This is a genomic window from Thermoanaerobaculia bacterium (assembly GCA_035260525.1).
Taxonomy (GTDB): Bacteria; Acidobacteriota; Thermoanaerobaculia; order UBA5066; family DATFVB01; genus DATFVB01.
Map to the genome: position 1 here is coordinate 1 of DATFVB010000114.1, position 11,432 is coordinate 11,432.

8 protein-coding genes are annotated in these 11,432 nt (G+C 67.0%); 7 read left to right on the top strand and 1 reads right to left on the bottom strand.

Annotated features, from left to right (window positions below):
• From rpoB to VKH46_05565, 3 genes are all read left to right on the top strand, one after another.
• The coding region (gene rpoB / locus VKH46_05555) for a DNA-directed RNA polymerase subunit beta (GenBank protein HKB70290.1) at positions 1-2,495 on the top strand (2,495 nt) is incomplete at its 5' end.
• Positions 2,496-2,548: 53 nt separating this feature from the next.
• Positions 2,549-6,730, top strand: a complete 4,182-nt coding sequence (gene rpoC, locus VKH46_05560; protein HKB70291.1) for a DNA-directed RNA polymerase subunit beta' — start codon at positions 2,549-2,551, stop codon at positions 6,728-6,730.
• Positions 6,731-7,000: 270 nt separating this feature from the next.
• The gene (locus tag VKH46_05565) at positions 7,001-7,486 is read left to right on the top strand and encodes a DinB family protein (protein HKB70292.1); all 486 of its coding nucleotides are present in this window, start codon (positions 7,001-7,003) and stop codon (positions 7,484-7,486) included.
• On the opposite strand, the gene VKH46_05570 is transcribed toward VKH46_05565, so the two are convergent.
• A complete protein-coding gene (locus tag VKH46_05570) occupies positions 7,453-8,724 on the bottom strand; it encodes a hypothetical protein (protein HKB70293.1) in 1,272 nt (423 codons plus the stop codon). The genes VKH46_05565 and VKH46_05570 overlap by 34 nt on opposite strands.
• A gap of 57 nt (positions 8,725-8,781) precedes the next feature.
• Here VKH46_05570 and VKH46_05575 point away from each other — a divergent pair, with 57 nt between their 5' ends.
• The 4 genes from VKH46_05575 to VKH46_05590 all read left to right on the top strand — a co-directional run.
• Entirely contained in the window at positions 8,782-9,513 is a 732-nt protein-coding gene (locus VKH46_05575; GenBank protein HKB70294.1) for a tRNA-dependent cyclodipeptide synthase, read from the top strand.
• 492 nt (positions 9,514-10,005) lie between these two features.
• Entirely contained in the window at positions 10,006-10,380 is a 375-nt protein-coding gene (gene rpsL, locus VKH46_05580) for a 30S ribosomal protein S12 (protein ID HKB70295.1), read from the top strand.
• Positions 10,381-10,383: 3 nt separating this feature from the next.
• Positions 10,384-10,854, top strand: coding sequence for a 30S ribosomal protein S7 (gene rpsG, locus VKH46_05585; protein HKB70296.1), 471 nt, complete (start codon positions 10,384-10,386; stop codon positions 10,852-10,854).
• A gap of 23 nt (positions 10,855-10,877) precedes the next feature.
• The coding region (locus tag VKH46_05590; GenBank protein ID HKB70297.1) for a GTP-binding protein at positions 10,878-11,432 on the top strand (555 nt) is incomplete at its 3' end.

Sequence of the window (11,432 nt, forward strand, 5' to 3'; positions counted from 1 at the left end):
GCCCGCTCCCGCTCAAGCGCCGGCTCTCGGCCCTCGGGCCGGGCGGCCTTTCGCGGGAGCGGGCCGGGTTCGAGGTCCGCGACGTGCACCCGACGCACTACGGCCGCGTCTGCCCGATCGAGACGCCGGAGGGGCCGAACATCGGCCTCATCTCGTCGCTGTCGTGCTACGCGCGCATCAACGACTTCGGCTTCATCGAGACGCCCTACAAGAAGGTGGAGCGCGGCCGCGTCCTCGACCACTTCCGCGTCACGCGCGTGGGCGACACGAAGTTCAAGCTGGGGTCGATCGTCGAGAAGAAGGAGCTCGAGGAGGAGAACGAGCGGGTCCGCTCCGGCCACCGCAAGGCGGCCGAGGCCGAGCCGTACGCGTTCTATCTCTCCGCCTGGGAAGAGGAGAACTTCGTCATCGCCCAGGCGAACGCCGAGACCGACAACCACGGGAGGCTCAAGGAGGATCGGGTCATCGCGCGTTTGAACGGCGAGTTCATCTCGGTCGAGCGCGACAAGGTGGACTACAAGGACATCTCCCCGCGGCAGCTCGTGTCGATCGCGGCGGCCCTGATCCCGTTCCTCGAGCACGACGACGCGAACCGCGCGCTCATGGGATCGAACATGCAGCGCCAGGCGGTCCCGCTGCTGAAGGCCGAGGCCCCGCTCGTCGGCACCGGCCTCGAGCGCACGGTCGCCCGCGACTCGGGCGCGGTCGTGCTCGCCAAGCGCGGCGGCGTCGTGGACCAGGTCGACGCGGAGCGGATCATCGTCCGCGTCGAGGGAGAGGAAGGCGAAGGGGTCGCCGGCAAGGAATTCGGCGCGGACATCTATCCGCTCGTGAAGTTCCGCCGGTCGAACCAGAACACCTGCATCAACCAGAAGCCGATCGTGGTCGAAGGCGAGCGCGTCGCCCGCGGCCAGGTGCTGGCCGACGGCCCGTGCACCGACGAGGGCGAGCTCGCCCTCGGGCGCAACATCCTCGTCGCGTTCATGCCGTGGCGCGGCTACAACTACGAGGACGCGATCCTGATCTCCGAGAAGATGGTCAAGGAGGATTACTTCACCTCGATCCACATCGAGGAATTCGACCTCGAGTCGCGCGACACCAAGCTCGGGCCGGAGGAGATCACCCGCGACATCCCGAACGTGTCGGAGTACGCGCTGGCGGACCTCGACGAGTCGGGCATCATCCGGATCGGCGCCAACGTCAAGCCGGGCGACATCCTCGTGGGCAAGGTCACCCCGAAGGGGGAGACGCAGCTGACCCCCGAGGAGAAGCTCCTCCGCGCGATCTTCGGCGAGAAGGCCGGCGACGTGCGCGACGCCTCGCTGAAGTGTCCTCCGGGAATCGAGGGGATCGTCGTGGACGTCAAGATCTTCTCCCGCAAGGGGATCGAGAAGGACGTCCGGGCGCTCCAGATCGAGGAAGACCAGATCGCCAAGCTCCAGAAGAACAGCCAGGACGAGATCCGCATCATCCGGGAGGAAGCCAACAAGAAGGTCCAGTCGATCTTGGACGGCAAGACGCTCCTCGAGGACGTCGAGGACCGCCGCGGCGAGGTCGTCGCCAAGAAGGGCGCGAAGCTCACGCCGGAGATCGTCGCCCGCCTCTCGAAGAAGGAGCTCCTCTCGGCTCGTCTCAAGGACGACGCCGCGCGCGACGAGGTCCGCAGGGTGTTCGCCCGGGCCGACTCGCAGATCGAGGTCCTGAACAAGGTCAACGCCGACCGGATCGACCTCCTCCAGAAGGGGGACGAGCTCCCGCCGGGCGTCATCAAGCTGGTCAAGGTCTACGTCGCGATGAAGAGGAAGCTCTCGGTCGGCGACAAGATGGCCGGCCGCCACGGGAACAAGGGCGTGATCTCCCGGATCCTTCCGGAAGAGGACATGCCGTACCTGCCGGACGGCCGGCCGGTCGAGATCGTGCTGAATCCGCTCGGCGTCCCCTCCCGCATGAACGTCGGGCAGATCCTCGAGACCCACCTCGGGTGGGCCGCGCGGGCGCTCGGCCTCCACGTCGCCACCCCCGTGTTCGACGGCGCGTCGGAAGGGGAGATCAAGACGCTTCTCAAGGACGCGAACCTCCCGTCGTCGGGGAAGACGACGCTCTACGACGGCATGACGGGTGAGGGCTTCGAACAGAAGGTCACCGTCGGCTACATCTACATGCTGAAACTCTCGCATCTGGTCGACGACAAGATCCACGCCCGCTCGATCGGGCCGTATTCGCTGATCACGCAGCAGCCGCTCGGCGGCAAGGCGCAGTTCGGCGGGCAGCGGTTCGGCGAGATGGAGGTCTGGGCCCTGGAGGCGTACGGCGCGGCCTACACGCTCCAGGAGCTCCTGACGGTGAAGTCCGACGACGTCGAAGGACGGTCGAAGGTCTATGAGTCGATCGTGAAGGGAGAGGTGCCGGAGGATCCGGGCCTCCCCGAGTCGTTCAACGTGCTGGTGCGCGAGCTCCAATCGCTGTGCCTGGACGTCGAGCTGCTGAAGCGGTAACCGGAACGATGCCAGAGTTCGAAAGGAGTGGGCAATTGGAAACGCTCACGTTGATGAATCAACCGACCAGCTTGAAGGATTTCAACTCGATCCGGGTGTCGCTCGCCTCGCCGGAGAAGATCCGGTCGTGGTCCTTCGGCGAGGTGACCAAGCCCGAGACGATCAACTACCGGACCTTCAAGCCGGAGCGGGACGGCCTCTTCTGCGCGAAGATCTTCGGGCCGATCACCGACTGGGAATGCCTCTGCGGCAAGTACAAGCGGATGAAGCACCGCGGCGTCGTCTGCGACAAGTGCGGCGTCGAGGTCACGAAGTCGCGGGTTCGCCGCGAGCGGATGGGCCACATCGAGCTCGCCGCGCCCGTTTCGCACGTCTGGTTCTTCAAGGGGCTGCCCTCGCGCATCGGGCACCTGCTCGACATGTCGCTCCGCGACCTCGAGCGGGTCCTCTACTTCGAGTCGTACGTCGTGATCGACCCGGGCGAGACGGACCTGAAGGAGAAAGAGCTCCTTTCCGAGGAGCGCTACCGCGAGGTCCGCGGCGAATGGGGAGACGTCTTCGTGGCCCGCATGGGCGCCGAGGCGATCCAGGAGCTGCTGCGCCGGGTCGACGTCGACTCGCAGGCCGAAGAGCTCCGCCTGGTCATGAAGACCGAGACCTCGCAGATCAAGAAGCAGAAGGCCGCCAAGCGCCTGAAGGTCATCGACTCGTTCCGCAAATCGGGCCAGCGCCCCGAGTGGATGATCATGGACGTCATCCCGGTCATCCCGCCGGAGCTCCGCCCGCTCGTGCCTCTCGACGGCGGACGCTTCGCGACCTCGGACTTGAACGACCTCTACCGGCGCGTGATCAACCGGAACAACCGGCTGAAGAAGCTCCTCGAGCTCCGCGCGCCGGAAGTCATCGTGAGGAACGAGAAGCGCATGCTGCAGGAGGCCGTCGACGCCCTCTTCGACAACGGCCGCCGGGGCCGCGTGCTCAAGGGGTCGAACAACCGGCCGCTCAAGTCGCTCTCCGACACGCTCAAAGGGAAGACCGGGCGGTTCCGGCAGAACCTCCTCGGCAAGCGCGTCGACTACTCCGGCCGGTCGGTCATCGTCGTCGGCCCGGAGCTGAAGTTGAACCAGTGCGGCCTCCCGAAGAAGATGGCCGTCGAGCTCTTCAAGCCGTTCATCTACAACCGGCTCGAGAAGAAGGGCCTCGCCCCGACCATCAAGGCGGCCAAGGAGCTCGTCGAGCAGGGCGACGTGGAGGTCTGGGACGCTCTCGAGGAGGTCATCAGGGACCACCCGGTGCTCCTGAACCGCGCGCCGACGCTCCACCGCCTCGGCATCCAGGCCTTCGAGCCGGTGCTCGTCGAGGGGAAGGCGATCAAGATCCACCCGCTCGTCTGCCCCGCGTTCAACGCCGACTTCGACGGCGACCAGATGGCCGTCCACGTTCCGCTGTCGCCGAAGGCCCAGATCGAGGCGCACCTCCTGATGCTCTCCTCGAACAACATCCTCTCGCCCGCCTCGGGCCGGCCGCTCGCCGTCCCGTCGCAGGACCTCGTGCTCGGCTGCTACTACCTGACCAAGGCGAGGCCCGGGACGAAGGGGGAGGGGCGGATCTTCGCGGACTTCGACGAGGTGATGCTCGCGCACGCCGAGGGCGAGGTCGTCACCCACACGCCGATCCGCGTGCGCTACACGGGCGACTATCTGGACCTGACGACGCAGTACAACGACCAGGACATCATCCACGCGGAGATCCAGAAGATCGAGCGGGCGCTGATCGACACGACGGTCGGCCGCGTGATCTTCAACCGCGCGCTCCCGGCGCAGTTCCCGTTCATCAACGGCCTGCTCAAGAAGAAGGGGCTCTCCGACCTCGTCACGTTCTCGTACCTGCGGTACGGCGCGGCGGCGACGGTGCAGATGCTCGACGAGCTGAAGGAGACCGGCTTCCTCTACGCGACCAAGGCCGGCATCTCGATCGGCGTCGACGACATGCTGATCCCGGAGAAGAAGGTCAACCTGGTCGACAAGGCGAACAAGGAGGTCCTCGAGGTCGAGAGCCAGCGCTCCTCCGGCGTGATCACCGCGGGCGAGCGCCACAACAAGATCATCGACATCTGGCACCGGACGACGGAAGCCGTCTCGGACGAGATGTTCAAGGAGATGAAGCGGTCCGACCAGTCCGGCCAGGAGTTCAACCCCATCTACATCATGGCCGACTCCGGCGCTCGCGGATCGAAGGAGCAGGTGCGGCAGCTCGCCGGGATGCGCGGCCTCATGTCCAAGCCCTCGGGCGAGGTCATCGAGAACCCGATCGTCGCGAACTTCCGCGAGGGCCTCTCGGTCCTGCAGTACTTCATCTCGACCCACGGCGCCCGCAAGGGCCTCGCCGACACCGCGTTGAAGACGGCCGATTCGGGCTATCTCACGCGGCGCCTCGTCGACGTCGGCCAGGACGTGATCGTGATCGAGGAGGACTGCGGGACGTCCGACGGCATCGTGGTCACCGCGATCATGGAAGGGGGCGACATCCTCGAGGCGCTGCGCGACCGCATCGTCGGGCGCGTCGCCCAGGAGGACATCCTCGATCCGCTCACGGAGCAGAAGATCCTGTCGATCGGCGACGAGATCACCGAGGAGCTCGCCTCCGCGGTGCAGGAGGCGGGAATCGAGCGCGTCAAGATCCGCTCGGTGCTCACCTGCGAGACGCGCCGCGGCGTCTGCCGCCGCTGCTACGGACGGATGCTCGCGACCGGCAACCTCGTCGAGATCGGCGAGGCGGTCGGCGTCATCGCCGCGCAGTCGATCGGCGAGCCCGGCACCCAGCTCACGATGCGGACGTTCCACTACGGCGGCACGGCCTCCCGCGTGACCGAGCAGTCCAAGCACGTCGCGAAGAACCCGGGCAAGGTCAAGTTCCTCAACGTCACGACCGTCGCGCGCAAGGACGGCAGCCTCGTGGTCGTGAACCGCAGCGGAAAGATCACGATCCTCGACAACAAGGGGCGCGAGAAGGAGCGCTACTCGGTCGTGTACGGCTCGAACCTGAAGGTGACCGAAGGCCAGGACGTGGCGCCCGGCCAGGAGCTGGTCGAGTGGGACCCGTTCACCTCGGCCATCCTCACGGAAGTCGGCGGGCGCGTCGAATTCAAGGACATCGTCGAAGGGGAGAACCTCCGCGAGGAGACCGACCGGGTCACGGGACTCTCCCAGAACATCATCGTGGAGTCCCTCGGCGCCGAGAAGCGGTCGCCCCAGCTCGTCATCCACACGAAGGGGGCCGCCGACGGCAAGCCCGACCGCAAGTATCTCCTCCCGATCGGCTCGCACCTGATGGTCACCGAGGGGCAGGAGATCCATCCCGGCGACACGCTGGCGAAGATCCCGCGCGAGACGACCAAGACCAAGGACATCACGGGCGGCCTTCCCCGCGTCGTCGAGCTCTTCGAGGCTCGGCGGCCGAAGGAGCCCGCGATCATCACCGAGATCGACGGGGCCATCGAGTACGGCCCGATCACGAAGGGCCTCCGCAAGATCATCGTCCGTTCGGAGGACAACGAGGTCCGGGAGTACCTGATCCCGCGCTACACGCACGTCAACGTCCAGGACGGCGAGAAGGTCCACGCCGGCGATCCGCTGATCGACGGACCGATCAACCCGCACGACGTGCTCGCGATCCTCGGCGAGAAGGAGCTCCAGCGTTACATGGTGGACAAGATCCAGGAGGTCTACCGCTCGCAGAACGTCGCGATCAACGACAAGCACATCGAGGTCGTCGTCCGCCAGATGATGCGGTCGGTCAAGATCGAGGAGGTCGGCGACACGGAGTTTTTGATCGACGAGCAGGTCGACCGGTTCCGGTTCACCGAGGAGAACGAGCGCGTCATCACCGCCGGCGGCGAGCCGGCGATCGGCCGACCGCTGCTGCTGGGAATCACGAAGGCATCCCTCTCGACGGACTCGCTCATCTCGGCGGCGTCGTTCCAGGAGACGACCCGCGTGCTGACCGAGGCGGCGATCTCCGGCAAGGTCGACTCGCTCCGCGGCCTGAAGGAGAACGTGATCGTCGGGCGCCTCATCCCGGCGGGCACCGGCATGAGCTACTACCGCGACGTCGTCCTCGAGAAGGAGGACATCCCGGAGATCGAGCCGGTCGTCGAAGAGTTCCTGACCGACAACCTGGACGACCTCGCGCTCGCGGAAGCCGATTCCGACTTCGAGGCGGACGAGGAGATCTAGGCGCGGCTTCGCCGCGTACCCTTCCCCGGCCTTGGGCCACCCCTCCCCACGTGGGGAGGGGAGGGGGGTAGGGTGCGAAGCCCCCGGTCTTCGGCCACCCCTCCCCATATGGGGAGGGGATGGGGGCAGGGTGCGAAGCCCCGGCCTTCGCCGCGCACCCGGGAGGGAAAAGGATGCAGCGAGCCCCGGCGGAAACGCCGGGGCTTTTCTCGCGCCCTTGCTCCGGCGCGGGAATCCGGAGATCATTCGTTCTCTCGAGGAGGAGAAGCCATGAAGACCGTTCGCGAATACTTCCGGGAATGCTTCGAGGCCGAGAAGCCGAAGTTCCTCCGCGTCATGCGGGCCATTCCGGCCGACCAGGGCGCGTATCGGCCGCATCCGCGTTCGAACTCCGCGGCGGATCTCGTGTGGACCCTCGCGAGCGAATGGGGCGACGCCTGCGAGCTCGTCGACCACGGGAAAGTCGATTTCGTCCAGAAGCCGGCCCCGGCGGTTTCGGAAGCGGTGGCGGCCTTCGAGAAGAACTTCGCGGCGCTCGGTTCCCGGCTGACGCAGATCGACGACACCGCGTGGGAAAAGAAGGCGCAATTCCTGATGGGGGGCAACGTCGCGTGGGAGGCGCCGCTCGGCGACATGCTGTTCGGCTTCCTCTTCGACGCGATCCATCACCGCGGCCAGCTCTCGGCCTATCTGCGCCCGATGGGAGCGAAGGTCCCGTCGATCTATGGCCCGTCGGCCGACGATCCCGGCGCGTAGCGCGGAGCCCGCTCTCCGCGCCCCGACCCCGGTCGAGCCCGGCGGTAGGCCCGGGCGAGCCGCCCGCCGAGCCAGCGGCGATCCGCGCGACGGAGCCAACCGCTCCAGTTCCGGTTCTCGTGCCATCGCCGAGCCGCTTCGCGCTCGCGCAGCTTTTCGACGACGGCGCGCGAGAGATCATCGCGCCCCGCTTCGCGGAGCGGATCGGGCAGCGTCTGCCACGCGGAGGCGACGTCCTGGAAAACCGGGAGCGAGAGGATCGCCTCGGCGGTGACGTCGACGTCGGGAAACGTCGGCCACGGGCCGGCGCGCCCGACCGCGATCAGCTCCGTCATCGACTCGACGCATTTCTCGCACCTTCCGCAATTGAGCCGGTCTCCTTCCGGTTCGTCGTTGCACACGTGCAGTGTCTCGATCGCCGTCGGCCAGCGAGCGACCGATCGCATTTTTTCGAGCCGCGCAACGCCCCCCTCCTCGTGCCGCACCGACAGTGCGGCCGAACCGAACCGCGGATCGAGCCGGGGATGCGAGCCCCACGGTGCGGCTCGGTCCGCGGGCGCCGTCGAGGCGATCGAGAGGGACGAAAGGCGCCGGAGGAGATGCCCTCCCGAGAGGAACGCGGCGGAAAGGTACTCGCGCGCGAAGAACTCGAGGTCCATGTCGAGGAGGCGCAGGTTGGAGGAGAGGTGGCTGAGCGCGATTCCGGTCTCGGCGAGCGGGCGCGAGACCTCGCGTCTCAGGGCCGCCGTTCCGCGCTCGGGGGCGTCCCAGGCCGTGACCCAGACGGCGTCGGAAAAGGAGAGGGGATGACCGGCCGGAAACGTCCGGCGATTCGAGCGGATCAGGTGGAGCGAGTCGACACCTCCCGAGAACAGGACTCCCGCGCGGGCGGGCCTCGCCGGGACGGCGGCGGCGAAGCCGCGGGAGGGCTCGACGGCCGGCAGGCGCCGGGGAGGCCCATACCACCCTTCCAGGACCCGCGCGGCGGACGCGAGCCCTTCGCACAGCACCGGGCAGACGGCGCCCTCGATGAAGATCCGCCTCTCCCGGTGCCGCATCGCCGGGAAAGCGCAGGCGAGCAGGAAAGCATTCGGCTCCGCCCCGAAATCGTCCCAAGGCCCCGGTTCGGTCTCGAAGAAGAGGTCGAGGGGCGGGCGATCCCCGTCCTCCCATTCGACTCTTGCCGACGCGCGGCGCGATCCGGATTCACCGCCGGTGCGGAGATCGGTCACTCGCATCGAACGGACCGTACCAAAAACCCGGGCGGAGTTCCCTCGATTCGGTATGCTGGGCCGATGGGCGGCTGGTCCGTGGAGATCGATCCCGCGCATTCGCACGGTCCCCGGCTGGCTTCCTTTCTCGACCACGGCCGGCCCGCGGCCTCTCTCGGGCTGAGCCACCGCTCCTCCGCTTCCAACAGCGGACGCCTCGCCGCGACGCTCGCCTGGCTTTCGGCGCACGCGGGAAAGATCGTGGTCGTCGAGGGTTCGTACCTCGCCCGCTGGAACCGGATGGCGTTGGAGGGCGCGTCCGAAGGGGAGGCTTCGAGCGGGGCCGCGTCGGAGGCGTCCGCCGTGCGGCGGCGGATCGAGCGCGTTCTGGCGGAGAGCGATTCGGTCTCCGCCGGGTTTCTGGACTGGGCGGACCTCCTCGGAGCGCCGGAAGTCTGCGAAACGATTCGAGCTCTGGGGGAGTCCGGGGAAGCGGATTCCGGTTTTCGTTCCGCCCTGAGGCGGGAGGTCGACGAATACGTCGCGAGAACCCGAGGGACGTCCGACGGTTCTCTGTCCCGAGAGACCCGGGGCTTCCTTCGCAGTTACGTGATCGAGGAAACGGCGGTCCTGCTCGATCTGCAGAGGCGGGGATACATCGTCGAGGCTTACCACGGGCCGGACCTTCCGCTCGTCCGGTCGGTGGCCGCGGGGCGGTTTCCTTCTCTTCTGCCCTACTCGTTTCCGCAACGGACGCATGTTTCGATTCGTCTCACACGGGAGATGGCGAAAGATCCGCCGTCGCCCGAGAAATGACGTATCTGTATGGCTGGAAGGGACCTGCCGGTACGATCAGGATCACCGGCCGATTCGAGGCGTACAGGATCTTCGGGAAAGGGCGGCGGCGATTTCTGTTCACCGGGGGGGCGATCCGGGAGCGCGCGGATCTCGGTCGCCGAGAGCATCTCACCGGCATCGGGAGCCCTTTTCGGGGAACCCGGGAGGCATTCCGGCGATCGACGAAGGTGGCCCGGCCCGCAATTCGGCGCAGACGGGGTTCGCGCCGGAGTCAGGTCGCTCTCCGGCGGAGCGACCGCCGGGTCGCGCGGGCGTCTTTGCGCTTGACACAGAGCCCCTAGACTCTTAGTATTAGCGGGTTTTCCCCGGGACTCTCGGAGTTATCCGAAAGACAGGGAGACGATCGATCTCGGCCAACGGGTGCGGCAAAACCCGGAGGCCGGGGAGACGAAAGAATCGAAGCCGCCGCGTGAAGTTTCTTTGCCCGGGCGGATTCGGAGGTCGAAGAGAATGCCGACGATTTCCCAGCTGGTCCGGCGCGGTCGCGAGGCGGTCCGCTACAAGACGGCGAGCCCCGCGCTGAACGCCTCGCCGCAGAAGCGCGGCGTCTGCACGCGCGTCTACACGACGACGCCGAAGAAGCCCAACTCCGCGCTTCGCAAGGTCGCGCGCGTGCGCCTCACCAACGGCACCGAGGTGACGACGTACATCCCGGGCGTCGGCCACAACCTGCAGGAGCACTCGATCGTGATGATCCGGGGCGGCCGCGTGAAGGACCTGCCGGGCGTGCGCTACCACATCATCCGCGGAACGCTCGACGCCGTGGGCGTCGCCAACCGCAAGCAGAGCCGCTCCAAATACGGCGCGAAGCGCCCGAAGGCTTAACCGATGCCGAGACGAAGAGAAGTCCCCAAGCGCGAAATCCTGCCCGATCCCGTCTACAACTCCCAGCTCGTGACGAAGTTCGTCAACTCCGTCATGAAGCAGGGGAAGAAGAGCGTGGCCGAGCGGATCCTGTACGGAGCGCTCGAGATGGTTTCCGAGAAGACCCAGGACGACCCGATGAAGGTCTTCAAGAAGGCGGTCGAGAACGTCAAGCCGGCGCTGGAAGTCAAGTCGCGCCGCGTCGGCGGGTCGACCTACCAGGTCCCCGTCGAGGTCCGTCCGAACCGCCGCACATCGCTCGCGATCCGCTGGCTCATCGAGTACGCCGCAGCGCGCGGCGAGCGGACGATGCGCGAGAAGCTCGCGGGCGAGCTCCTCGACGCGTCGAACCTGAAGGGCGGCGCGATGAAGAAGAAAGACGACACCCTGAAGATGGCGGAAGCCAACAAGGCCTTCGCCCACTACCGTTGGTAAATCGAGCCGAGCTGAACTGAATCATGCCGCGCACCCACTCCCTCAAGGACACCCGCAACATCGGGATCATGGCGCACATCGACGCCGGCAAGACGACGACGACGGAGCGCATCCTGTATTACACGGGGGTCAACTACAAGATCGGCGAGGTGCACGAGGGCACCGCGACGATGGACTGGATGGTCCAGGAGCAGGAGCGCGGAATCACGATCACGTCCGCGGCGACCACCTGCTTCTGGAAGGACGTGCGCATCAACATCATCGACACGCCGGGCCACGTCGACTTCACCGCCGAGGTCGAGCGGTCGTTGCGGGTGCTCGACGGGGCCGTCGCCTGCTTCGACGCCGTCGCGGGGGTCGAGCCCCAGTCGGAGACGGTGTGGCGCCAGGCGGACCGCTACGGCGTCCCGCGGATCGCGTTCGTCAACAAGATGGACCGCGTCGGTGCCGACTTCGACCGGACCGTTTCCATGATGCGCTCGCGCCTGAACGCGAATCCGCTCGTGCTCCAGCTGCCCTGGGGACGCGAGGCCATGCTCAAGGGCGTCATCGACCTCATCCGGATGAGGGGCCTCCTC

Excerpts from the sequence above, each read along its gene's own strand:
- VKH46_05570 (HKB70293.1), bottom strand. The coding sequence starts at position 8,724 with ATGCGAGTGACCGATCTCCGCACCGGCGGTGAATCCGGATCGCGCCGC.
- VKH46_05575 (HKB70294.1), top strand. The coding sequence starts at position 8,782 with ATGGGCGGCTGGTCCGTGGAGATCGATCCCGCGCATTCGCACGGTCCC.
- rpsG (HKB70296.1), top strand. The coding sequence starts at position 10,384 with ATGCCGAGACGAAGAGAAGTCCCCAAGCGCGAAATCCTGCCCGATCCC.
- rpsL (HKB70295.1), top strand. The coding sequence starts at position 10,006 with ATGCCGACGATTTCCCAGCTGGTCCGGCGCGGTCGCGAGGCGGTCCGC.
- VKH46_05565 (HKB70292.1), top strand. The coding sequence starts at position 7,001 with ATGAAGACCGTTCGCGAATACTTCCGGGAATGCTTCGAGGCCGAGAAG.
- rpoC (HKB70291.1), top strand. The coding sequence starts at position 2,549 with ATGAATCAACCGACCAGCTTGAAGGATTTCAACTCGATCCGGGTGTCG.